This is a genomic window from Pseudoalteromonas maris (assembly GCF_049257235.1).
Classification (GTDB): domain Bacteria; phylum Pseudomonadota; class Gammaproteobacteria; order Enterobacterales; family Alteromonadaceae; genus Pseudoalteromonas.
Genome location: NZ_JBMMUF010000004.1, coordinates 333,179 through 358,258 on the forward strand (window position 1 = coordinate 333,179; position 25,080 = coordinate 358,258).

General features: G+C 46.0%; 20 protein-coding genes. 9 read left to right on the forward strand and 11 right to left on the reverse strand.

Annotated features, from left to right (window positions below; all coding sequences use genetic code 11):
- Nucleotides 1-6 precede the first annotated feature (6 nt).
- From panC to AAEU32_RS08380, 7 genes are all read right to left on the reverse strand, one after another.
- Complete coding sequence (panC, locus tag AAEU32_RS08350) at nucleotides 7-858, reverse strand: pantoate--beta-alanine ligase (protein WP_421970069.1); 852 nt, start codon at nucleotides 856-858, stop codon at nucleotides 7-9.
- Between the two features lie 13 nt (nucleotides 859-871).
- Nucleotides 872-1,666 (reverse strand): 3-methyl-2-oxobutanoate hydroxymethyltransferase, encoded by a 795-nt coding sequence (gene panB / locus AAEU32_RS08355; protein ID WP_421970070.1) that lies wholly within the window; start codon nucleotides 1,664-1,666, stop codon nucleotides 872-874.
- 9 nt (nucleotides 1,667-1,675) lie between these two features.
- Entirely contained in the window at nucleotides 1,676-2,164 is a 489-nt protein-coding gene (gene folK / locus AAEU32_RS08360; protein WP_421970071.1) for a 2-amino-4-hydroxy-6-hydroxymethyldihydropteridine diphosphokinase, read from the reverse strand.
- 4 nt (nucleotides 2,165-2,168) lie between these two features.
- Nucleotides 2,169-3,593 carry a polynucleotide adenylyltransferase PcnB gene (gene pcnB, locus AAEU32_RS08365; RefSeq protein ID WP_421970072.1) on the reverse strand — a complete coding sequence of 475 codons (1,425 nt, stop codon included), beginning with the start codon at nucleotides 3,591-3,593 and terminating at the stop codon, nucleotides 2,169-2,171.
- A 79-nt stretch (nucleotides 3,594-3,672) separates the two neighbouring features.
- Nucleotides 3,673-4,608: a tRNA glutamyl-Q(34) synthetase GluQRS gene (gene gluQRS / locus AAEU32_RS08370; RefSeq protein ID WP_421970073.1), complete on the reverse strand. Its 936-nt coding sequence runs from the start codon at nucleotides 4,606-4,608 to the stop codon at nucleotides 3,673-3,675.
- A 6-nt stretch (nucleotides 4,609-4,614) separates the two neighbouring features.
- Nucleotides 4,615-5,058, reverse strand: coding sequence for an RNA polymerase-binding protein DksA (gene dksA, locus AAEU32_RS08375; protein WP_421970074.1), 444 nt, complete (start codon nucleotides 5,056-5,058; stop codon nucleotides 4,615-4,617).
- Nucleotides 5,059-5,242: 184 nt separating this feature from the next.
- A complete protein-coding gene (locus AAEU32_RS08380) occupies nucleotides 5,243-6,256 on the reverse strand; it encodes an AraC family transcriptional regulator (RefSeq protein WP_421970075.1) in 1,014 nt (337 codons plus the stop codon).
- Between the two features lie 145 nt (nucleotides 6,257-6,401).
- Between AAEU32_RS08380 and AAEU32_RS08385 the strand changes: the two genes are divergently transcribed.
- Both AAEU32_RS08385 and AAEU32_RS08390 read left to right on the forward strand, forming a co-directional pair.
- Complete coding sequence (locus AAEU32_RS08385; protein WP_421970076.1) at nucleotides 6,402-8,948, forward strand: penicillin acylase family protein; 2,547 nt, start codon at nucleotides 6,402-6,404, stop codon at nucleotides 8,946-8,948.
- Nucleotides 8,949-9,246: 298 nt separating this feature from the next.
- Nucleotides 9,247-10,719, forward strand: a complete 1,473-nt coding sequence (locus tag AAEU32_RS08390) for an NAD-dependent succinate-semialdehyde dehydrogenase (RefSeq protein WP_421970077.1) — start codon at nucleotides 9,247-9,249, stop codon at nucleotides 10,717-10,719.
- 186 nt (nucleotides 10,720-10,905) lie between these two features.
- Here AAEU32_RS08390 and sfsA read toward each other — a convergent pair whose 3' ends face one another.
- On the reverse strand, nucleotides 10,906-11,619 hold the full coding sequence (sfsA, locus tag AAEU32_RS08395; RefSeq protein ID WP_421970078.1) for a DNA/RNA nuclease SfsA: 714 nt from the start codon (nucleotides 11,617-11,619) through the stop codon (nucleotides 10,906-10,908).
- 78 nt (nucleotides 11,620-11,697) lie between these two features.
- Between sfsA and pepB the strand changes: the two genes are divergently transcribed.
- On the forward strand, nucleotides 11,698-12,993 hold the full coding sequence (pepB, locus tag AAEU32_RS08400) for an aminopeptidase PepB (RefSeq protein ID WP_421970079.1): 1,296 nt from the start codon (nucleotides 11,698-11,700) through the stop codon (nucleotides 12,991-12,993).
- 40 nt (nucleotides 12,994-13,033) lie between these two features.
- On the opposite strand, the gene AAEU32_RS08405 is transcribed toward pepB, so the two are convergent.
- On the reverse strand, nucleotides 13,034-13,270 hold the full coding sequence (locus AAEU32_RS08405; protein ID WP_421970080.1) for a hypothetical protein: 237 nt from the start codon (nucleotides 13,268-13,270) through the stop codon (nucleotides 13,034-13,036).
- A 140-nt stretch (nucleotides 13,271-13,410) separates the two neighbouring features.
- Here AAEU32_RS08405 and AAEU32_RS08410 point away from each other — a divergent pair, with 140 nt between their 5' ends.
- From AAEU32_RS08410 to AAEU32_RS08430, 5 genes are all read left to right on the forward strand, one after another.
- Nucleotides 13,411-14,865 carry a GGDEF domain-containing protein gene (locus AAEU32_RS08410; RefSeq protein WP_421970081.1) on the forward strand — a complete coding sequence of 485 codons (1,455 nt, stop codon included), beginning with the start codon at nucleotides 13,411-13,413 and terminating at the stop codon, nucleotides 14,863-14,865.
- Between the two features lie 47 nt (nucleotides 14,866-14,912).
- Nucleotides 14,913-15,506, forward strand: coding sequence for a fumarylacetoacetate hydrolase family protein (locus tag AAEU32_RS08415; RefSeq protein WP_421970082.1), 594 nt, complete (start codon nucleotides 14,913-14,915; stop codon nucleotides 15,504-15,506).
- A 60-nt stretch (nucleotides 15,507-15,566) separates the two neighbouring features.
- A complete protein-coding gene (locus AAEU32_RS08420) occupies nucleotides 15,567-17,702 on the forward strand; it encodes an exonuclease domain-containing protein (RefSeq protein WP_421970083.1) in 2,136 nt (711 codons plus the stop codon).
- A gap of 2 nt (nucleotides 17,703-17,704) precedes the next feature.
- Entirely contained in the window at nucleotides 17,705-18,322 is a 618-nt protein-coding gene (locus AAEU32_RS08425) for a LysE family translocator (RefSeq protein ID WP_421970084.1), read from the forward strand.
- A 216-nt stretch (nucleotides 18,323-18,538) separates the two neighbouring features.
- Complete coding sequence (locus tag AAEU32_RS08430) at nucleotides 18,539-21,625, forward strand: ATP-binding protein (RefSeq protein ID WP_421970085.1); 3,087 nt, start codon at nucleotides 18,539-18,541, stop codon at nucleotides 21,623-21,625.
- A 15-nt stretch (nucleotides 21,626-21,640) separates the two neighbouring features.
- Here the strand turns inward: AAEU32_RS08430 and AAEU32_RS08435 are convergent, their stop codons facing one another.
- Nucleotides 21,641-22,693 carry an aldo/keto reductase gene (locus tag AAEU32_RS08435; protein WP_421970086.1) on the reverse strand — a complete coding sequence of 351 codons (1,053 nt, stop codon included), beginning with the start codon at nucleotides 22,691-22,693 and terminating at the stop codon, nucleotides 21,641-21,643.
- Between the two features lie 3 nt (nucleotides 22,694-22,696).
- On the reverse strand, nucleotides 22,697-23,131 hold the full coding sequence (locus tag AAEU32_RS08440) for an acyl-CoA thioesterase (protein WP_421970087.1): 435 nt from the start codon (nucleotides 23,129-23,131) through the stop codon (nucleotides 22,697-22,699).
- 253 nt (nucleotides 23,132-23,384) lie between these two features.
- Between AAEU32_RS08440 and AAEU32_RS08445 the strand changes: the two genes are divergently transcribed.
- The gene (locus AAEU32_RS08445; RefSeq protein ID WP_421970088.1) at nucleotides 23,385-24,944 is read left to right on the forward strand and encodes a methyl-accepting chemotaxis protein; all 1,560 of its coding nucleotides are present in this window, start codon (nucleotides 23,385-23,387) and stop codon (nucleotides 24,942-24,944) included.
- The last annotated feature ends 136 nt before the right edge of the window (nucleotides 24,945-25,080 follow it).

Below are 25,080 nucleotides of genomic sequence, written 5' to 3' on the forward strand. Positions count from 1 at the left end.
TGTGGTTTATTTACAGTCTAACGCTAAATTGTCTATCAGTCTTACTTTATCTAAAAATGCTGCCGCAAGAATGACTAACTCTGTGTCGTCGCTTTTCGCTGCTTTTAGGGTATTGCGCTCGGCTACGCTGAAATAGTCACTGCGCATACCTTGTTCTTGAATGTGTGCAATAGCCTGAGCTTCAAGCGCCGCAAAATCACGGTTGCCGGTAATAATTTGTTCCTTCACCCAATGGAGGGTTTTGAACAAAATGGTTGCTTGCTGCTTTTGTGCTTCACTTAAGTAGCCATTGCGCGAACTCAGGGCTAAGCCATTAACATCACGTTGCGTCGGTACGCCCACCACCTCAACGGGAATGGCTAAATCACGCACCATGGTTTTGATAACTTGCAATTGTTGGAAGTCTTTTTCGCCAAAACAGGCAATGTCAGGCTGTACCAAGTTAAAGAGCTTAGTCACGACGGTTGCCACGCCACGGAAGTGGCCCGGGCGCGAGCCGCCACAATAACCCATAGATACACCTGGCACATCAACATAGCTTTGTGCGTCTAGGCCATTGGGATAAATGGTATCCACAGTGGGCGTAAACAAGTAGTCTGCGCCACGTTCACTTAAACCGCTTTGGTCTTCTTTTAAGGTGCGCGGATAGGCATCAAGGTCTTCGTTGGCACCAAATTGCATTGGATTAACAAAAATACTCACTACCACTTTATCAGCAAGGGTCTTGGCTTTATCAACTAATGAAAAGTGACCTTCGTGTAAGTTGCCCATGGTAGGCACAAACGCAATGCTTAGGCCGGCTTGACGCCATGCTTTAATTTGACTTCGTAGTGAACTGATTTCGCTGGTTGTTTGCATTAGCTAACTTCGCTTAATTAAACTCATGTTCGGCACTTGGAAAAGCGCCTGACTTCACATCATTACAGTATTTTTGCACGGCCTCTGGCATTGAGCCTGCTTCTACCAAAAAGTTCTTCGAGAACTTAGGAATGTAGCCCGCTGAAATACCCAGTAAATCGTGCATAACCAAAATTTGCCCATCGGTATCTTTACCTGCGCCAATACCGATGGTGGGAATAGAGACAGCCTCGGTGATCGCTTTAGCAAGTACACTTGGAATACATTCAAGTACAAGCAGTTGCGCGCCCGCAGCCTCAAGTGCCTTGGCATCACTAATCATTTTATCGGCCTGCTCTTTATCACGGCCTTGAATCTTAAAACCACCAAATACATGAACAGACTGAGGAGTTAAACCTAAATGCCCACAAACTGGCACGCCTTGTTGAGTGAGTGCACGAATACTGTCGAGTAGCCACTGACCACCTTCGAGCTTGACCATGTTGGCGCCTGCACGCATCAGTTGCGCAGCATTCATGCAACTTTGCTCTGGCGTGGCATAGGTCATAAATGGCATATCAGCGATGATAAATAATTCACGGCTGCCACCACGTACGCATTTGGTGTGATAAGCAATGTCATCAATGCTTACCGCTAAGGTGTCATCACCACCTTGCAACACCATACCGAGTGAGTCGCCTACCAAGACCGCATCAATGCCGTTATCTGCGAAGAGCTTGGCAAAACTAGCGTCATAGGCGGTTAAAGTCGTTATTTTCTCACCTGATTGCTTCATTTTCAGCATGGTGGATACAGAAGTCTTCGCCATTAGCTTTCCTTATTGGAGTTGTTCTAGGCCATTGCGAGGCACTTGGCTGATAAGTGTGCTTAACGTGCTGCCATCAGGCAACACTAAATTTGGGGCGAGCTCTTGCAATGGATAAAGAACAAACTCACGTTCTTTCATCCCATAGTGTGGTACACACAAACGGGTATCATCAAGGCGTTGCTCGCCAAATAAAATAATGTCTATATCAAGTGTGCGCGGGCCCCAACGTTCTTCTTTACGTACGCGGCCAAGTTGTAGCTCAATGGCTTGGGTGGCATCAAGCAGCGCGTGCGGTGCAAGCTCACATTCAAGTTCCATTACAGCATTAACATAATCAGGCTGGTCTTGCGGACCCATAGGTTTGCTAGCGTAAAGTGCAGAGCAACGATGATTGCGTGTACCTGCTAATTGTTGCAGTGCCGATATCGCTTGTTTGAGCTGAGCAATAGGGTCGCCTTGATTCGCCCCTAAGCCCAAATACACAGTTTCAAACGCCACGTTGTTACTCGCTTGCTGGTTTGTTCGTACGACGGCGTGAACCACCACTGCGACGACGGCGAGGGCGGTTATTGCCACCGAGAGATTTGACCATCATCTTTTGACCGTTTACGTCAGTGTTGAGGTAAGCCGTCCACCAGTCGCACAGCTCTTTGAGCTCGTCTTGGCCGCTATCAACAAGTAACAACATAAAGTCGTAAGCTGCTTTGAAACGTGGTTGCTGGCTCAAGCGATATGCGCGTTGGCCACCGCGCTTATCAAAGCGATGTTGAATGTGCCAAATATCACGCGCACCTAGGGTGAAGCGCTTAGGTACGGCAACTTGTTGCGCGCTTTCGCTGAGCACTTGGTTCATTGCTGACGCAAGGGCTTCAAAGTGCGGTAATTGCTCGCGCTGCATTAACTCTTCTGTGCGTTTAAGCAGTGGGAACCACAGCAAAGCAGCAAAGATAAATGCCGGAGTTACTTTTTTGTCGTTGTTAATACGCGCATCGGTATTAACAAACATCTGGGTGACAAACTTTTCTTCCAAGCCACCTGGGTTGGCATCGAGAATTTTATCTAGCTCTGGGAATAAGTATTTAAACAAGCCAAAGTCACGAAGTGCACTGAAGTTTTCCTGCGCTTTGCCGCTTAGGAAGAGTTTTAGGCATTCTTCAAATAGGCGCGCAGGTGGAATGTTCGCCAATAAATCAGCGAGCTGGGTGATAGGCTTTGCAGTCGCTGGGGAAATTGTCATATCCAGTTTGGTAGCAAAACGAATAGCACGCAGCATGCGCACAGGGTCTTCTCGGTAGCGTGTTTCAGGGTCGCCAATGAGTTCAACGCGGCGCTTTTTAATGGCGTTTACGCCATTAGCGTAATCATAAATGCTGTAATCTTTGATGCAGTAGTAAAGCGCATTGATGGTGAAGTCACGACGCTCGGCATCTTCATCTATGGTGCCATACACGTTATCACGCAGCAGTTGTCCATGCTCTGAAGCTTGGCTTTTGTTGCACTTTTGTGTGTTTTGCTCCTCGTGGTGACCACGCATAGTTGCCACCTCGATGATCTCTCTGCCAAACACAATATGGGCAAGACGAAAACGGCGACCAATCAGGCGACAGTTGCGGAACAACTTTTTAACTTGCTCCGGCGTTGCATTGGTTACTACATCAAAATCTTTAGGCTCTAGACCTAATAACAAATCGCGGACGCAACCGCCAACTAGGTAAGCGTCATAGCCACCGTCTTTTAGACGATAGAGCACTTTTAGCGCGTTAGGACTAAATTGGGCGCGAGAAATACCATGCTCACTGCGAGGAATGATGAGCGGCTCGCTCAAGGTAGTGACATAGGCACCATCGTTATCGCTTGGCTCTTTTGCAGACAGGGCTTGTCGGCATAGCTTAAACAGTTTGGAAATGATAACCGCTCTCCTAGGCATAGTTATGGCGATTTTGAAAGTGGCCTATAATATACCAGCGTGGCAGAAAAATTAAGCGATTGAGGGATAAAAATCCAACTTACACAGGGTGTAACAGGGTTTGCCCATTTTCACCTTTGCTCACTTGCACTTCTAAGGCATGACGCAAACGCGCTGGGTGATAATGTTGCTGTGCCCAGTTAATGATCTCATTAACCGTGGCGTTGACCAACTCGGGTTCAGGAGTGAGTCCTAAAAAGTGCAGGGCATCGAGCAAAGCGGGTTGGGGGTTTTCCTTGTCTATCGCGGGGGCATAATTTTGCTTAGAAAGCTTAAATCCAGGGCTTGCAACCGCTAGCGGCAAATGCAAATAACGTGGTGCATTTCGTCCTAACTGAGTGAACAACCCTATTTGCCGTGCAGTAGGAATTAATAAGTCGGCGCCACGTACTACGTCGGTAATGCCTTGGTCGATGTCATCAATGACCACCACAAGTTGGTAAGCAAACAAGCCATCGCGCCGTTTGATAATATAATCTTCCTGCGCTTCGCTAGGGCTAATATCGATATGACCTTGCAAGCGATCTTGGTAGTGATAAACAGGGTGCTGTTGTTTTAGGCGCAGGGCTAAATCGCGTCCTGTTAGTGCACGTTCACGACAATGGCCGTTGTAAATACCGCCTAATTCTTTAATTTGCTTGCGCGTACATTGGCACCCATAAATAAGGCCTTGAGATTGCAATTGTGCAGTCACTTGTTGGTAGCGCTCAAGCCGTTGGCTTTGCCACAATACCTCGCCATGCCAATGTAAACCATAGGCTTCGAGTGTGCGCAAAATATCACTGTCTGCACCGGGGCGAACGCGAGGTGTATCTATGTCTTCAATGCGAACGAGCCACTGCCCGTGATGAGCATGTGCGTCAAGGTAGCTGCCTAGTGCGGCAACGAGGGAGCCAAAGTGAAGTGGTCCAGAGGGGGAAGGGGCAAAGCGACCCACATAGGGTTGAGCTTTGGAGCCCCCATCCAAATGGGTCATGGAGTATTAGCCGCGACCTGTTTGCTTTTCTTTGATTTCGGCAAGCGATTTACAGTCAACACATAGGTCAGCTGTAGGACGTGCTTCTAGTCGACGAATACCAATCTCGATACCGCATGATTCGCAGTAACCAAAATCGTCTTCATCAATTAGCGTTAACGTCTTTTCGATTTTCTTAATCAATTTACGTTCACGGTCGCGAGTGCGCAGTTCTAGTGAGAATTCTTCTTCTTGTGCTGCACGGTCAACCGGATCTGGGAAGTTAGCCGCTTCATCTTGCATATGAGTTTTTGTGCGGTCTACTTCATTTCTCAGATCGTTACGCCACGTTTCCAGAATTTTGCGAAAATGAGCACGTTGCTTTTCATTCATGTACTCTTCGCCTGGTTGTTCCTGATACGGCTCTAACCCCGCCTGAGCGATTAAACCTAATTTACGCTGCTCTGGCATAACTATCTCCTAAATCCTTAAATACCGAGTCCCCGGCAAATACCGGCGGCTATAAATAGCAAAATACCACCCCCTTAGCAAACACTTTTTCGTTCTCTTTATAGTGCAGTAGGGTCTAGATTTAAACGCTACAAGGACGCAAGAGGTAGGTAGTGATTATAATTGAGCCCTATATAGGGCTGATTTATTGTTTTTCAAGTTCTCTTTGTTGTAATAAATACTTTTTTGGTGATACGCCAAACCATCGCTTAAAGGCTCTTTGCAACGCACTTTGTTCTGAAAATCCTAGCTTGTTGCTGACCTCTACCGCGCTGTAATCTGATTCAAATAACTGTAAAGCAAGTTGTTTTCGGCTTTCATCCAACAACTGAGTATAGCTGGTGTGCTGCAAAGCGAGTTGTCTTTGTAAGCTTCTTGGGGAAAAACCACATAATTGTGCAATTTGTGCTGTTTTGGGTACATTTGGCAAAAAGGCACTAATATACAGCTTTACCGCTTCACACAGTGATTTGTGGCTAGCAAGTTGTTGCTGTGCTTGATGCTCCAATAATTGCTCAAGCGCTTTGTCGGGATGCTTTAATCGCAAGTTTATCGCTTCCCTAGGCATCACTAACGCGTTCGTGGATGCGCCGAAAGTCACGTCGCAATTCAATATACTTTCATAGAGGCGTTTTTCTTTCGGCGTTTGCGGCGCAGCCCGAGTAAGGTACACATGCTGTGGCGCAAGCTCACCGGCATCGAGTGCATAGGTGTTAGCAAATTGCAGCCAACTGGCAAAGAGCTCATCAATAACGTAATAACACTCATGAGGAGTTGGTCCGAGGTCTATCGTCAGGGTTTTCACATGTTGATGCACACTCAAGCTTTGCGTATGTCGTACTAGAGAATGAAAGCGCCGACCGTATTCAATCACTTGTCGTAAGTCAGGGCTGACGCTCGCGAGATGTCCAAGCACTCCCCATCTTTCTAAGTCGATGTGTGCACCAAATAACAAGCCTATATGTGGGCATTGCAATTGCTGGTGTGCCCAGCGCATTAGGGTGTTGTAGTCACTGATTGTAAAGCGACTATCTAGGCTGTTGAGCTCGTGCTCAGTGCAGTTGAGCTTTTCTAGGCAGGCGCTACGTGATAAGCCCTTGCTTTGCAAAAACAAAACAAGGGAGCGTAACACCTGATAGCTGACATAGGCTGTATGCATTTTATTTTTATTCTTTTATGCGACTTACTAAAAGTGCGTCAACTGGCGCGCAAAGTCAATTTTTGGCGTTGTTTGTCAAGATTTAAGCCCTAGGTTAGGGCATGGTTGATACTTAAGTATCGAAATAATGAGAAAAGGATGCACTATGAACACACATCTCAAACCTTTGGTCGCCGCCGTGCTCAGCGCCCTACTATTGAGCGCCTGTGGCTCTGATAACAATAAAGAGGAGGTGGTTGTAACGCCAGATCCAGTTCAACCAGAGCCACAACCTAAGCCTTTAGTGTTGTTTGATGACGATGGCGTGTTAGAGGCGAACATTCGTTGGACCACGTACGGCGTGCCACATGTGAAAGCCGACAACATTGAAAGTTTGGCCTTTGGTAGTGGCTATGCGTACGCCAAAGATAATGCCTGCATATTAATGGACCAAGTGGTAAAAGTGCGAGGGCATCGCAGTATGTACTTCGGCCCAGACAAGGTACCAGGCAGCGGAGATAGTGAGCATCTTATTTCAGACTTTGGATATAAAGCGCTTGGCGTGAATGAGTACGCAGCCAATAATTTTATGAACTTGGATGAGCAAAGTCGCGCCCATTACCAAGGATTTGTTGCAGGCTTTAATAAGTATGTGGCAGACACAGGCGTTACAAATTTGGCCCCTGAATGCGCGGGGCAGCCTTGGGCAATCACCATTACAGAGCAAGATATGCTGGCCTACGCTATGGCGACGGTGCAAATTGCCAGTTCAGCCAACTTTTTGGATTTAGCGTTTTTCGCTAACCCCGGTGATGGTAACGAGTATTTGCCAGTGATGACGCAGCAAGGCGCGCAAGCGAAAGCCTTTGCTCATGAGCTTAATAGCAAAACCAGTACCTTAAAGCTGCAAAAGAAATACGACCACTTAGGCTCAAACGGTTGGGGTTTAGGTAAAGATAAAATGGAAAATGGTAAAGGTGGCTTACTTGCTAACCCACACTTCCCACATCAGGGCAATTTACGTTTTTGGCAATCACACTTAACGATTCCTGATTCACTCAATGTGATGGGCGGAAGCTTGCAAGGTATGCCCGGTGTGATCAACATTGGTTTCAATGAAAATGTGGCGTGGACGCACACCTTTTCAACAGCTCGTCACTTCATTATTTATCAATTGGCGCTCAAAGATGGCGATCGTATGACTTACACCCTGGATGGTGAAGAAATGCCAATCACCAGTAAAAACATCAGTGTTGATGTGGCTGTGGGGCCTGGGCAAGTGATCTCGTTGAATAAAGATTTCTACTATTCACATCAAGGTCTGATGATTGAAACGCCCGCTGCATTTGGCTTAGGTTGGAGCGATTCCAACGCCTTTACTATAAAAGACGCCAATGAATTTAATATGGATGTGGTGGGCTTTTGGTCACGCTTAAACGCGGCAAACTCACTGGATGATATGAAAACCGCATTCAAAGAGTTCGATGGCGTGTCGTTTAATAACACGATGGCGGCGGATAAAGAGGGTAATGCCTTTTATATAGATGACTCTACCGTGTTGCAAGTGGGTGATACTGCAAACCTTGCTATGCGATTGCAGCCACAATTGGTGGCGCTGCGCGAGCAAACCGGTTTTGATTTAGTGCCGGGGGACACGTCGTTGTTTGAATCGACAGGAGTGGTTGCTTACGAGGATGCACCCAAACTTGAGCGTACTGACTATGTACAAAATTCTAACGACAGTTACTGGCTGACTAACCCAGAGCAGCCGCTGTTAGGCTATGCAGCACAATATGGTGACGTGCTTTACCAACAATCATTACGCACCCGTATGGGGTTAAAGTTGCTTCGCGATGGTGGCGGCGCGGATGGTAAATTTTCCTTTGCAGAGCTAGAGCAAGCGCTCATTGGAAATGATATTTATCTGTATGACTTGGTGATCCCAGACCTCATTGAACAATGTCAGGCACAAGGCAGTACACCAGTGAATGTTGGTGGTCGAGATGTGGATTTAAGTTCAGCGTGTGCGGTATTGACCCAGTTCGATGGCAAGATGAATCTTGATAGCAAAGGGGCTGCACTTGTGCGTGAGTTTGCTCATTTGTTTGACCCCAAAGTACACCTTTTTGATAACTTTTCTGTGACTGATGCGCCAAACACACCTAATACCCTGAGATTAGATGGAACAGCGCTAGAAGCCCTAGCTCATGCGGTGTTAAATGTCACTGATAATGGTTTTGCCTTAGATGCCACACTAGGAGATCTACAGTTTGTAGAAAAAACCTTAGCGGGTGGTATGGGCTCGGGTGAAAAGCTGCCTTGGGCGGGCCCAATGAGCGTAGAAGGTGGTTTCAATGTATTTAGGTTTGACCGTCGTGCGCTATCAAATTCAACGGTCATTCCTTACAAGATTTTTGACCGCCTCAATGATGCAATTACAGGTCAACCTTTAGCGTCTGGACTCAGTGCTGATGGTTACCCTGTAAACTATGGTTCAAGCTGGATGTTTGTGATGAATTTCACCGACACAGGTCCGGTGGCTAAGGGCTTGTTGACGATGTCACAGAGCTCGCATTCGGATTCTGAGCACTTCGACGACCAAAGTCGCTATTACTCGCAAAATGCGGCACTGCGTCCGTTGTATTTCAGCGAAGGTGATATTACTAACAACTTAATTGCCGAGATGGACCTGAGCCATACAAAAGCGCAATAGTAACAATTTGGAACCTCAGAGTGGGCAACTGCCTTGTGCAGTATGCCCCCATTCCCAACTAAAACGGTTTGCCTAGTGCAAACCGTTTTTTTTGCTTGTAACAGCACACTACCCCCGAATAGGGGATCTCCTATCCCCTAGATAAAAAGCATGGCACCATGGTATTAGTGCGCATTAATGCACAAGCTGATATCAATGGCTCAATGTTTGGTGAGCGTGAGAGGTTGAAAGTTTGTTATTTAACCCAGTTTACTATTGTTATTTAATACCCCAACGCGATGTTCAACGGAGAACGGTAATGCACGATACATTCGAATTAGGTCTTCAAGACAATCAGCTGTTGAAAAACTTCTCATATATCAACGGCAGCTGGCATAGCAGCGAGTCTCAAGTAGCCATTATCAATCCAGCTAACGGGCAAGAAGTGACCAAAGTAAGTAACGCGGGCGTTGCTGAAACAGAGCTGGCTGTGAAAGCTGCAAAATCAGCACTTAAAGCATGGTCGGCAAAGCCCGCCCATGAGCGCGCACGTTTGATGCGCAACTGGTTTGACTTAATGATGGCTAATCAAGAGGACTTAGGCCGCATTTTGACTCTAGAACAAGGTAAGCCGTTAGCTGAGGCTAAAGGTGAAATTGCCTATGGTGCTGCATTTATCGAATGGTTTGCAGAAGAAGGTAAGCGCGTGTATGGCGACACCATCGCGGCCCCTTCAAGTGACAAACGCATTGTCGTTATTAAGCAGCCAGTAGGGGTCGTGGCGGCTATCACACCATGGAACTTTCCCAATGCCATGATTGCGCGTAAAGCCGCGGCGGCATTGGCTGCAGGTTGTACCTTTGTCGTGCGCCCTGCAACACAAACCCCGTTATCTGCATTGGCAATGGCTGAACTGGCAGAGCGTGCGGGTATTCCAGCAGGCGTATTTAATGTGGTTGTCGGTGAAGATGCCCGCGGTATGGGTCAAGTGCTTACCCAGCATCCAGATGTGGCTAAGTTCACTTTCACAGGTTCTACACCCGTAGGCAAGGCGCTGATCAGTCAGTGTGCAACGACGGTAAAGAAAGTATCTATGGAGCTCGGTGGGAATGCCCCTTTTATAGTCTTTGATGATGCCGACATTGATGCAGCGGTCCAAGGCGCGATTGCCTCTAAATACCGCAATGCAGGGCAAACCTGTGTATGTACTAACCGCATCTTTGTACAACAAGGCGTACTGGCTGAATTTACCGATAAATTCTCAGCTGCGGTTGCTGCTTTGCGCATAGGTAATGGCCTTGACGAGGGCGTCACTATTGGCCCGATGATTTCCTCAAAAGCGCTCAGCGACGTTGAAGCGTTAGTGCAAGAGTCCCTCGCAAAGGGCGCGAAGCTTGCACTAGGTGGAAAGCGAGATAGCGCGGGTGAAAACTTCTACCAGCCAACCGTACTGACTGGGGTCACCAACGATATGCCAATCGCTCGCAATGAAATTTTCGGCCCAGTATCGCCCATCATTGCATTTGACGAAGAAGCCGATGTGATTGCCCAAGCGAATGACACTGAATATGGCCTTGCCGCTTATTTTTACACCCGTGATATTGGCCGTATTTGGCGCGTAGCTGAAGGTCTGGAATATGGCATGGTCGGCATTAACGAAGGGTTGATCTCAAATGCAGCTGCACCATTTGGTGGCGTGAAGCAATCAGGTAATGGTCGTGAAGGTTCTAAGTACGGCTTAGACGATTATCTTGAAATTAAATACTTGTGCATGGGCGGCTTAGATAAATAACGTCAAGCCCTAGCAAAGCAGTAATCAACGAATTAGGTAGAATTTAAATGGCAAACGCAAGTTTACAACAAACAAAGACGCACGTTATCGCCCGCGGCCAAGGCAACGCAGCTCGTTTGCGCTGCACCTAAAGCGGGCATGCACTCTCACCATGTAGTGTATTTATTTATCCATCTCACATTGCGTTTAAGGTGAACTGATAAATTCAATTGCATGAGTCAGGGTGACACCTTGCTCACTGATTTTGGCCTTGTAAGCCAACACTTCCACTCCTAAATTTACGGCTTCTTGCAGTAATTGTGCATACTTGGGATCAATGTGTGCCGCAGCGCTTACTCGTTCAATACCCGTATGCAGCACTGCAAAGAGTAACACCGCGCGATGCCCTTGCGCTTTCATTGCCATCAACTCGCGTAGATGTTTTTGTCCGCGAACGGTTTGTGCATCAGGAAAGTAGCCCTGACCGTGCGCTTCTAACAAGGTCACAGACTTTACTTCAATGTAGCAATCAGGCTTAGTTGCATCAGTTAATAAAATATCGATGCGGCTGTTTTCATCACCGTACTTCACTTCGCTTAACAAGGTGTCATAACCGTCCAGCTCATCGATTACCCCTTGCTCAATGGCTTCAATCGCCACCTTATTAGCGACTGCTGTATTAACACAAATTATATCTCCAGCGCTGTTGCTGGTTAGTTCTAATGAGTGGCGATATTTACGCTTGAGGTTGTCGCTCTCAGAATAATATGCACGCACCCCTGGCTCGGCACAGCCTGTCATTTTTCCTGTGTTAGCGCAGTGAACCGTGAACTCATGGCCATCAGGATGGCGTAAATCCACCAAAAAGCGTTTGTAGCGTTTGAGTAGGGTGGCTGGCTGTAATATCGGTTGATATAACATTAATCGTACATCTCTTTAGAACTGCGTGGCCCTAGTGTAAACTGCTGCTAATTGTAATCACAGTCCAAGAGGACCCACATGAGTCAACAATTTTTAGTACAACTAAGTGAACAAGCCGCACCTGCACATTGGGGCGAAGCTGCATCAGTATCATTCAACGAGCAAGGTGCGAGTGTTCACCTAAGCGAAGTGGATACCTTGAAAAACGTGCAAATGGCCGGTCGTGCTATTGCCAATCAAGGAATTAAAGCGGTGACCCTAACAGGTGACGCATGGTGCACAGAAAGCCAATGGGCGTTTTATCAAGGTTTTGTAAGCCCGAAAGTACTAGATGGCGTTGAGTTTGTAGATAACGCACAAAGCGATTTAAACGAGCTGGCTGCTCTGAAGCAATCTGCTATTTGGATGCGCCAGATGATTAACGGCACAGCTGAAGACATCTACCCTGAAAGTTTGGCTGAAAAAGCGGGCGAGTTTATCCAATCACTAGCACCAGAGCACGTAAGCTACCAAATCATTAAAGGTGAAGCACTCAAAGAGCAGCAATGGGTTGGCATCTACGAAGTAGGTCGTGGTAGTGAGCGTCCACCCGTATTACTTGAGTTAGACTTTAACCCTACAGGTGATGAAAACGCACCTGTGGCGTCAGCGCTTGTAGGTAAAGGTATTACCTTCGATTCAGGTGGTTACTCAATCAAACCAAGCGAAGGCATGCTGGCTATGAAATGTGACATGGGTGGTGCAGCAACAGTAACAGCTGGCCTTGCTCTTGCGATTAACCGTGGTCTAGATAAACGCGTAAAAATGTACCTTTGCTGTGCTGAAAACTTGATTTCAGGTCATGCATACAAGTTAGGTGATATCCTTACTTACAAAAATGGCACGACCGTTGAAATCGTTAACACCGATGCTGAAGGCCGCTTGGTGCTTGCAGATGGCCTAATGGCAGCAAGTGAATCAGGTGCTGCGACTATCATCGATGCAGCAACGCTAACAGGTGCGGCTATGGTTGCGGTAGGTCAAGAATATACAGCGTTATTTGGTCTTGATAGAGACATGGTACGTGACGTTGAAGGCTTTGCTCGAGATGAATTTGAAGGCGCGTGGCCACTACCGCTTGAGAAATTCCACCAAAATACCTGTCCATCGCCATATGCTGATACAGCTAATAGCCGTCCACAAAAAGGCGGTGGTTTTGGCGGTGCATCAAATGCTGCTGGCTTCCTATCACGCTTTGTACGTGACGAAGGTCAAGGTTGGGTGCATATGGACTTAGCAGCGGCATTCCAAAACTCGCCAACGAGCCTTTGGTCCGCGGGCGCAACAACAGTTGGTATGCGAACTGTAGCGCGTACACTGCAAGAAAAGTCGTAATTGTATATATCAGGTAACTGCCAACAGGCAGTTACCTTGTTCAATCAAATTTACTGTCTTGCCCCTCGCTACGCATCAATAAAATAGTGAGGTAAATCTTGGTTGGCAAAGACATTATCAAGCCTACTGCAATACACGCTGCACCCACCATAAACCCATGAATTCCAAAGTGGTTTCTTACTGAATCTGTGACTAAAAGTGTGTGTCCGGCAAGTATTAATAATACCCCTAAAACGATGACCAATTTGAGTGTGGTTATGAGAGCTGGTAAGCGCATATACACCTCCTTATGTCTTAGGCCTCTAGCTAAACAGATTTTGATTGATGATATTTTGATCTAACGCATAGTATTCATACTTTCCTATTAGTTATACAAAACGCTATAATGTACCAATTATAAATACGCGGAGCTTCACTTTGCGATTGTTTAAATCCGCTCAGTGGTCAGAGCAAATTACACATAGGAAGTTATTACCTTTATCACCGAGATTGGTGGCAGAGCTTGTCGTGTATGGTGTTTTGTATGTGGTATTTGCGACGGTAAGTACCGCATATTTCAGTAGTGACTCTACCAATATTCCTCTTATCTTCTTTAGTACAGGGGTCGCAATTATTATGGTGATGCGCTACGGAAGGTATGCATTAGGTGCCATTTTTGTAGCCAGTCTTGTTGTTAATTATTCATTGATTAGTCGCGATTTAGATCTATGGAGCAATATTCATACTCTGATAGCCGCACTGATTGACACGTCGTGCCCCTGGTTAATGGTGAAGCTGATTCGCCACCTAATACCTAATGGCTTACAAGAGTTCAAAGGCTGGATATTACTGCTAAAAATAGCGGTGATCCCAATAATATTGGCTGCGACAGCATCAACGTTAAACCTTTTCATTGGTGACTACATCCACGCAGATAGTCTTGTTATTTACACTATCAAGTTGTTTTTTGCCCACTTTATTGGTGCTGTACTCATTTACGTAATGTATGACGCCTACCTCAGTGATCGCTCTGGCGCACGAGCGGAGCAAGTCAGTGCTGCATGGGTGGGTATGAGCATCGCCTTATTGCTCATGGTGCTCGCCAAGTTTTGCGTTTCAGGTATTATCTTTTTCGTGATCCCAACCATAATTGCCTTTTCTTTTTTCTGCGCCAATAAGCATATGTATACGGTCTTATTGTTTTGCATCGCAGCGCTGGCGTACATATTCAATAACGATTTTGGCCCTTTTGTGCAGCCTTCATTGTTGCAATCACAAGTGATGTTACAAGCGTATGTGCTGACCTTGAGTGTGTTAACTGTGGGGACGTGTATTGTAAAATCTCGGCTTGAGCGGATGTCTGACTCTAGAGAGTATTGGCAAGAGTTAGCGCGTTATGATGATTTAACGCAGCTATTACAGCGCAACGCGTTTATGGATATTTTAAGTGAACGTTTGCACCGCTCAGGTTCAGAGCAACAGCACAGCTGCGTCATCGTAGCTGATTTAGATCACTTCAAAAAAATAAATGATAAATACGGACACATTGCAGGTGATGCGGTTTTGAGGACTGTCGCTGATTGTTTTCGTAAACATTTACGCGAAGATGACTTGGCTTCGCGCTTTGGTGGTGAAGAGTTTGTGTTGTTGCTGCATGACTTAGATTTAGAGCAAGCTAACCGGATTGCACAGCGAGTTCGCCTCGCTATTAGTTGTTTGCGTTTTGCCCAATATGGTGATTTAACGGTAACGATTAGTATGGGAGTTGCGCAAGTTGATTATGCCCATGATGACCCTTTTGCCGATGCCTTTAGCCATGCCGACAGTTTGCTCTATAGGGCGAAAAATCTAGGACGCAACTGCGTTGTATCCCAAGCTGCTTGCACCAACTAAGCGCTGCTCCTACACTGGCACAATCTAGCCCTAACACACAGTTATTTATGTTTACCACGCCAAAAAAAATTACCTGTATTGGCCGTAATTATGTTGAGCACATTGCTGAGCTTGGCAATGCAATGCCTGACGAAATGGTTATCTTTAATAAGCCTTCATCGGTCTTAAGCGCCGACCTACACGCTTATCATGGCGCTCAGCAACTCCATTATGAAGGAGAGTTGTGCTTTGCGATTGCCAACAACACACCTGTGGCTGTGGCCTTTGCCTTGGATTTAACTAAACGCGATATACAGAGCCAACTTAAGGCGAAGGGGCTACCTTGGGAGCGTGCTAAAAGTTTTGAAGGGGCAGTAGTTGTCAGCGATTTTAAGGCCATTAAAGAAGCGGATGTTGCTGATTTATCACTACGTTTATACATAGACGATGAGTTGGTCCAGCACGGACACACATCACATATGCTCTACCCAGTGCAAAGTGCCATTGATGAGCTCGCTACATGGCAGCCTCTGCAAGACGGTGATTGGTTATTAACTGGCACTCCCAAAGGGGTTGGGAAGGTGCAGCAAGGTCAAGTGTTTGAAGGGCAGGTGCTATTGCGTGACGAGGTGATTATTAGCAAGCGCTGGCACGCGCAATAGTTTACTGTATAAATAAACAGTGTTAATCTCTTTGTCTGCTTTAGCTAGTCGTGTGTTTGCATGGATAAAAAGGTTCTACCGCCACGTTATTATTTGGCGCATTTCAAAGAGTTTCTCCAATATCATCAAGAACATGCTTGGCATCTATGTGCAGATGCCGAGCGTGAGTACATCACTGATTTTTTGGCTCTGCCAGAGCATGCGCAGTGTGTGTTGGTGCGCATGTACAACAGAAAGTCAGATTTTGTTGAGCAAACTAGTCTCAATTATGAAGAAATCGATAATGTGCCATTGGCGCTGGCGTTGCTCAAACGTAAACGCTGGGTGCGCCATGTGGGAGAGCATGAGTTCGCGCCCTGGCTTGAGTCTTTGACCAAAATAGAATTAGTGGCTCTGTGTAAAGAGTTGGGCTTAGCGGGTATTGCCTTGTCTGCAAAGAAGCAGCTCTGGCTTGAATACTGCCAACAAACGCTGAGCTTTGGTCACGTCCGTCATACGCAGTTATTCCTTGGTTTTATCGTACACAGCTATCACGCGCAATTGCACTATCTGTTGTTTTTATTTTTCGGTCGCATCAATAGCTCCATGACGCAATTTTCATTGCGTGATTTGGGAATTCGCCGTACCACAGACACAGAATTCGGGGTGCGGTTTATGACCCTAGCAGATGCCAAAAGTGCGTTTACATTTGCGCAGCTGCGCTATCAAAGCAAAAATATACAGTCGCGGGCGCATGCGCTCGCACTTGCGAGTGTACTCAGTGAAAGTGAACCTCCACATGGCGCCCAAGCAACACGTTATTATCATCAATGTTTGTCGATTATCGGTAAACAATTATTGGCTTTAGGGTGTGAAGAACATGCGATGCAGATGTTGGCGAAAAGTGATGACGCCAGTGCTATTGAACTGCTGATTCGACACCGCTATAAGCGTGGCGATAAAGACTGGGTCGAGGCGCAATTACAGTCTCTTATTGATGAGCCTCACTGTGAACAAACACTGTTATTCGCGCAAGACTTTTATGCCCTTAAGTTCCAAGGTAAGCGCACCAGTATTCTCACAGACTTGCTACAAAGTGCTAAGCCAATCGCGATAGATGAGGCTTATTCGCATCGGGTTGAGCAAGGGGTGATTGATCTTTACCAATGCCAAGGTAAGCGTGCACTGCACTGTGAAAATACGCTGTGGTTGCACTTGTTTGCACTGTGTTTTTGGGATGAGCTTTATAACAGTGAGCAAGGTGGGACATGCACTGAGTTTGACGTATTGCCAACGAGCTTGCGCGATGGACGTTTTTATCATCTTCATGAACATAAAATTGCCGCCTTGTTTAAGCAATGCGACTGTAAAGCTAAGCTGATTGCCCACATTAGTAAGCATGCAGCACGATATTATCAGCAGGCGAACGCCTTTATTCGGTGGCATGAAGGTGTGTTAGAGCCACTGACCTTGTTTATCGAACATGCACCACTTGGTGCTATTTACAGTCAATTAGAGGTCATGGCGAAAGATTTTTACAATGCCAAAGATGGCTACCCTGATTTGTTGGTGATTGATGAGCAAGGGCTGCGCTTTGAGGAAATAAAAGCCCCTGGCGATAGTTTACGTCGCAATCAGCTTATCGCTATTAGGCAATTACAAAGAGCGGGGTTTGATGTTGGCGTGCAAAGTGTGCAGTGGCAAGTGAATCCACAGCAAGCGTATGTGATTGTCGATATCGAAACCACAGGTGGGCGCAAAGAAAGCCACCGTATCACCGAAATAGCTGCAATAAAGGTGGTTAATGGTCAAGAGGTTGATCGCTGGCACTCACTTATTAACCCTATGCGTCATATCCCAAGGCACATTACTGAGTTAACAGGGATAGACAACGCGATGGTGGCACACTCTCCTAGTTTTGCGCAGGTGGCTCAGTCGCTATGGCAGTTTTTGCAGGGGACCATTTTTGTCGCGCACAACGTTAACTTCGATTATGGCTTTTTACGTAGCGAATTTGCACGCACTGAGCGGGTTTTGAGTTTGCCCAAATTGTGTACGGTACGTTTGGCACGCACCCACTTACCCGGTTATCAATCCTATTCTCTTGGCAAGTTATGCAACGAGTTAGAGATTAATTTGCAAGGTCATCACCGCGCTATGAATGATGCCCTGGCAACGGTACAATTATTTGAGTTAATTCAACAGCAAAGGCAATAATAATGGAGCTAACAACCTGGCTTGCTTTGGTCGGAATTTGTCTTATGGGGGCGATGTCGCCGGGGCCAAGCCTTGCCGTCGTCTTAAAGCACTGCTTACATGGAGGCCTTCGAGGTGGTGTGATCTGTGCCGTCAGTCATGGTTTGGGTGTGGGCTTATACGCTTTGTTGGCTGTTCTTGGCTTAGGCAGCTTACAACAGACCTTTCCCATTCTATTTGATGTAATCATCTTTGCAGGGGCGGCATATTTGCTGTATTTGGCTTATGGAAGTTGGCGCGCTCAAGCAACTAAGATGAATTTTAACAAGGCGAAGTCAGTGCACCGAAGTGCGGCTCAAGATGGCTTTGCGATTGCTTTTTTAAATCCCAAGCTGGCGGTTTTCTTTGTGGCTTTGTTTTCACAATTTATTCCTCAAGGCGAGATATCAGCGACGCAGCAAGTGGTGATGGTGGCGACGCCGACCTTAATTGATACGCTGTGGTACGTGCTTGTTGCTGTTATGTGCAGTCACCCACGATTTTATCCATGGTTGGAGCGTAATCAGTTGAGCATCAATAAGCTCTTAGCCGTCGCTTTTGTGTGTTTAGCGACCACCGTTATCATCAGAAATATACTGTAAAAACACACTGCAAAGCCTTTGATTTGAACAATAGTCATACCTCAAAGGTCAACACGCCCCATTATTAAGACAAATAGCTTAAGTTATTTGGCGTTCCTTATTGTGATACTTACAGGTTCAGCTATGCTCATAGCTGAGGCAAATTGTATGAATGCACGTATTGTTTTACGGTGACGGGATTGAGCAGAAAGTAGTCTGCTAATAAAAGGGTTGAGTGTGGGTTGGTTTGAACGTTTCGGATGGATAAGCATATTACTTTTACTGAGTGCAGTTTTCTTAGGAACGAGCTTTTATAGCTATAAATTAGTGCAAAAGAATCACGCGCTTGAGGTTCAAGAAGAGCTCACTCAGCAACTCGAAAGCCTAAGAGCTATCGTGCAAACGCGCTTGGAATATGGCCAAAGAGAAGTCAGGGTGTTGAGTAACACACCACCGAATCAGGGGATCATTCGGGCCATCGACAACGGCGGCTTTGACGCCCTAGACAACACCAGTTTAGAGCAATGGCGCGACCGCCTAGCAACGATATATTCTTCATACCTCGCTGAGCACAAAGAAATTGTGCAGTTAAGATACATACTCGTTAACGAACGCTTTGAAGAATTTGTGCGTGTAGACAACAGCCCAAAAAGCACAAACTTAACCAGCCAACAAAAGCTGCAATCCAAACGTGGGCGCGATTACATTGTTGATAGCATGGCGCTCACCAAGGATGAAACATACATATCCGATATCAATCTAAATCGTGAGTTTGGTCGCCTTCCAGAAGTGCCTGAGCCAACCTATCGTATTAGCCGTTTGGTATTTGATGAGAAAGGGCAGCCTCGGGCTATCGTGGTGATAAATTACGATGCCAATCAATTGCTTAGTAGTTTGATGGATGACTTACAGCCAGCAATGGGACTGTACGTGATAGGCGGCGCTGGTCATTTTGTTAGTCACCCAGACACCCGCTGGCAATATGCCAATGAGTACAACTCAACGTTTACCCCAGCCCTTCAACAAGTTGTTGATACCGGCCAGCGATTTTATAGCCTGCAACTGTATCGAGATAAATTGAGCTCTCAAGATGTGTTTTTGCAATCGCAAACAGTTGAGGTCAGTAATCGCGCTAAACCCATTACCTTAACCCTAATGAGTTATGTTACTAAAGAGCATCTTGAGCAGGCTATTGCAGCACAGTGGAGAGTGTGGTTTAGCGCCTTCATTGTCGCTTATTTGGTGATGTTAGTGGTATTGATTTGGTATAACCACTTTGTCTCTAAGCAGTTGCATATGTCTCGATCCATACGCGAATTCAAAGCCATCATTGAAAGCGTAAATACGCCATTATTGGGGCTAGATAAAAGTTTTAAAATAAGCAGTAGTAACCCCGCCGCACAAATGCTCTTTCAGCTTGATGAAAATGATATCAAAGGTCGCTCTTTTGCTAAGTTACTGCGTTTAGATAACAAGGCACAAAGTCAGATTATTCAAAGCGCCAAACAATGTGAATATTTTACGCTGGACATCGAATATCTCGATGCGCATGAGAATCTCAGAAATCTGCAATTGAACGTGGTGCCTTTTCACCATGAGCAGAGCACCAAAGCCAGTACCGCGTTGATCCTCTACGATTACTCAGAGCAATGGCAGCTGCGTAACGAGCTACAAACTATCAATTCCTCACTCGAGCGCCAAGTTGCTCAGCGAACGGAGCAGCTCGAGCAAGCGCGCATGGATGCAGAAGATGCAAATGAAGCGAAGAGCCTTTTTGTGGCAAACATGAGTCATGAACTGCGCACCCCCATGAACGGGGTATTTGGTATGTTGAATTTAATTAAAAAAGAGCCGCTAAGTGAGCAGCAACTCAACTACCTTAATTTGGCGCAAACCAGTGCGGTGAATTTAACCAACCTCATTAACAGCGTGCTTGATATCTCAAAGATTGAAGCTGGGAAAATGGAATTAGAGGCTCAATCTATTGATCTTGAAGGGCTACTAGGGGAGTTGATTCAATCCAATTCGATTCGAGCGTCAGAAAAAGGCTTGGTACTCTTACTCGATACCAGTGAGTTGAAACAACGTAATTTTATTGGCGATGCGACTCGGGTGCGCCAAATATTCACGAACTTGGTAGGTAATGCGATTAAGTTTACCGACTCGGGTTATGTGTGTGTGCGTGTTACCAACAGTGAAAGCGAAGGGAAGCAACGTATCGATTTTTCAATTGAAGATTCAGGCGTTGGCATTGAGCAAGACACAATTCCGACGTTGTTTAACTCTTTCACTCAAGCCGATAACAGTATTACCCGAAAATATGGCGGTACAGGCTTGGGGTTATCAATCACCAAGCAACTGGTTGAGCTAATGGGAGGTAAAATCGATGTGACGAGCCAAACGCAGCGTGGTTCGCGCTTTTTTGGCCATCTCCTGTTAGGTGTGAGTGATATGCACATGCGCGATGATAAACCATTGCAGCATCATGTTACGGTTGTTGTCGACAGTCTGCTTAAGCGCAAGGAAGTAATTAGTAAACAGTTACAAGCGTGGGGAGCCAAAGTAAAAGACCAAGGTTGGGATGGGCTTTTGTCGCTTTGCCAACACTATGAATCTCAGGGTAAACCACTCGTTGTTTTTGCATCATTGGACAAAGAAACTCAGCAAACGCATTTGCAATTGCGTGAGCTATTAGCAACCGTGTCACCTGAATTGTTAAAGGTGGTGCTGGTCAGTGGTTGTAACACTGACTGTGAGTTTTTAGTCAATGATTATGATAATGCAATATGCATTGGCTCACCGATAACCTCCGTGTTGTTAGCGCATAGCCTTGATATGGATGGCCCCAGCCACTTTGAGACAAGCGATAAAGTCAGTGCGCAAGGAAATTTTGATTTTGACTCCATAGCTGGCTCGACATTACTGATTGTTGACGACAATGCGATTAACCAAGCGGTGGTCAAAGGGATTTTTAAAGACTTACCGGTTGAATTAGTGGTCGCCATGGACGGTCAACAAGCGCTTGATGAGCTCAATAAACGTGATGATATTGATGTCATCCTAATGGATTGCCAGATGCCGGTACTTGATGGTTACAGCGCTACGACTGCGATTCGCAGTGGCGAGGCAATGGCCCATTACGTGGGGGTGCCAATTGTGGCAATGACGGCCAACGCCATGGCAGGAGATAGAGAGCGCTGCCTGCAAGCAGGGATGAGTGACTATGTGACTAAGCCTATTGATGCCGCGCACCTTATTGAAAAAACCTATTACTGGCTAAGTGTCGCCCGCGTTAAAAAAAGCAGTATTCTTAGCCAGAAATAGGCACTTAAGTATCATCTAGAAAGGCGCAGGGTATAGCCTCAATACTTCGTCAATTTGCGCTAATGCCGTATCGTCAAGATGCATGGAAAAAGCGGTAATGTTTTCAATCAACTGTGCTTGTGTTGTTGCACCAATGATGGTCGATGTAACGCCTTGAACTTGATTCACCCATGCTAATGCGAGTTGAGCGGTAGTCATGCCATGTTGCTGCGCGATGTCTTGGTATTTTGCTACCGCTTGTTGTGCTAGTTCGGTGTCGCGGAACAGACCATTGCGCTGGGAAATAGTCCAGCGAGAGCCGCTAGGGCGAGCGCCATCGAGGTATTTACCACTGAGCATGCCGCCAGCCAGGGGTGACCAAGGTAAATAGGCTACGTCTTCATGGTGGCAATGCTCAATCACATAAGGCCAGTCTTTGGCGTGAACCAAGCTAAATTCATTTTGTATCGATACCATGCTAGGCAGCGAGTAATGCTTTGCCAGCTCAAGGTACTGACTGATCCCCCATGGGGTCTCATTCGACAAACCGCAGTGGCGAATTTTGCCCGCGCGCACGCATACATCTAAGCCTTCAAGAATCTCATGCATCTGGGCTCTTTGCTGTGTTTTGTCAACGTTATTAATGTTCATGATCCCCGGCCAATGCTTGGCAAAGTGAGGGGAAGTGCGATTTGGCCAATGCAATTGAAATAAGTCGATGTAATCTGTTTGCAGGCGCGCCAAAGACTTATCTACGGCATTAATTACCGCTTCTTTGGTGATGTCTTGCCCATCTCTGATCCAACTCAGGCCATTTCCAGCAATTTTAGTGGCAATAATTATGTCATGGCGTTTGTTGGCATTACGCGATAGCCAATCGCCAATAATGGCTTCTGTTTTGCCGTAGGTGTCGGGGGTTGGCGGTACGGCATACATTTCAGCAGTATCAATGAAGTTAACGCCCTGTTCTAAGGCGTATGCAAGCTGTTCATCGGCGTCTGCTTGGGTGTTTTGGCGTCCCCAAGTCATAGTGCCTAAACAAACACGCGAAACTTTGAGGCCGCTGTTGCCTAGTTTTGCATATTCCATCTGTTACCTTTTTTCATTAGCGTGCAAAAAGTCCAAAAGAGTCGAATCTAACGGTGCTTTTTGCATGTTATTAAAGTCAAACATCACTACTTTGGCTTTGCCAACAGTCACCAAGCTTTGCTGTGCTTTTGAGAAAACACTGTAGTGGGTCATAAAGCCAGTTTCGCCGATATCACTCACACTTACACCTACGAGTAAAGTGTCGGGATAGGTCACGGGGCGCAAATACTTGGCGAAGTTGTCGGCCAATACAGGGCCTGTCTTTTCACTTTCTAAACGCTTAAAAATACCGGCTTGAGTAAAAAAATCGATGCGCGCTATCTCAAAATACTTAAAGTACATAGTGTTGTTAACATGCTGCAGTGCATCCATATCACCCCAAGCCACCTTGATTTCAGAGGCTCTTGGAAATACGTCTAAAAATTCTTTTTCTGTCACTTACGTGTCCTTGGTAGCAATTACTTGGTTCACATTAGCACTGTGGCGTTTGTAAATTCAATACACAGTCAGTGAAGCGTAAAAATCATATATTTCACAGTTAGATGCGATGAATTGTGGGATCCATGTCATCGTCTGTTGACAAAGTACCTTTTAAAGGTATTTTAAGGTGTGTTGTACCTTTTTTGGCATGGAGGCCTGAACCTTTAGGTCACATCAATGCTAAGAATAATTACAACAGGTGGTAAAAGATATGAAAGTAGGCCCTCACTCAGAGTCTGAGGTCACGTATTCAGAACAGGACACACTTCTTTCAACGACAGATTTAGATAGCCGAATTACGTACTCAAATGACAAGTTTTGTGACGTTGCTGGATTCTCATTGGACGAAATGCTGGGCCAGCCGCATAACTTAGTCAGGCATCCTGACATGCCAAAGAAGGCATTTGCAGACCTGTGGCGAACTATTAAAGCCGGTGATTCATGGATGGCTCCAGTTAAGAATCGTTGTAAAAACGGCGACTACTATTGGGTTAACGCTTTTGTGACACCTATTTGCGATGACAACGGCAAAGTATACGAATACCAATCGGTCAGGACTAAGCCAAAAGCTGATGTTGTGACCAGAGCAAAATTGGAATACAAGAAAATCAAGGAGGGCAAAAAAAGTAAATGCGATAACAGTGAATACGACATGACCACTTTGATAATGGTGGGGCTTATTGTCTTATCTTTGCTTGCTATTACTCACACTATTGCATCTAACTTTTTTTGGCTCAGCTCAGTGATGTCGATGGTTACACTGGTACTGAGTTGGGTCTTTTTTCAATGGCGCCAGCGTTATAAAACAATGGTTACTAAGGCCAAGCAAGTCTATCCAAACAGTATGATGCTCTATCTTTACAGCGGTCATAAGGACATTCTCGGGTATCTCGATTTGGCGATGGAGATGCAGCAAGCGAAATTACGTGCTGTTGTTGGTCGAGTAAATGATGTGACCAAGCAAGTATATTCTAATGTGCAGCTCACTTCGTTTAACGGTGAGAAAGTTGCACAATTACTGTCACAACAGTCAAATGAAGTGCATCAGATTTCAGATGCTATGGGCGAATTCTCAACAACTATTCGAGAACTAGCAGTATCCATTCATCAAGCTGCGCAAAGCGCCGATACGTTAGAGCAGCATACTTCGTCAGGTAAACAGTCGCTTGATTGTACGATAGAAGATATTGAGCGTTTAGATGAGCAGCTGCAATCTGCCGCGACTGAGCTGCAAAGTTTGGTTCAGGGCAATGTTTTAATCGGCAGTATTCTTAATGAAATCAATGCCATTGCAGAGCAAACCAACTTACTTGCTCTGAACGCAGCAATAGAGGCTGCGCGCGCAGGGGAGCAGGGGCGTGGTTTTGCTGTGGTCGCAGGGGAAGTGCGCTCGTTGGCACATAGAACGCAACAATCAACCAAAGAAATCAGCCAGCAGATGGAAGCTATAAACCGAGCTTCTGAGAATGCGCAATCAGCCATGGAGCGCGGCATAGAGTTATCGAAACAGACGGTTGAAAATGCCAGCTTTAGTGGCCAAAGCCTCAATGTTATTCAAGAGCAAGTGAGTGTTTTGGCCGATTTAAATCGCTGTGTTGCAACTGCCATAGAGCAACAGTCAGTTGTGGCAGAACAAGTTTCTAAGAACGTGGAGTCTGTTCGTGACCTCGCTTTTACCAGTGGCGAACACGGCAAAGAATCTGAATCATTGAACCACAGCTTACTGCATCAAGTTGACCAGCAATCATCGTTGGTCTCGCAATTTAGCTAAGAACAGTTTGACCTGACTAGTCCTGAAATAAGTTGACACTTATTTTGATTAAAACGCCTGATGTACTTCATCGGGCGTTTTGTATTTTAGGGCCATGTGTGGCCTCCTCTTATTATAGGTTGCTACTGACTCTGCA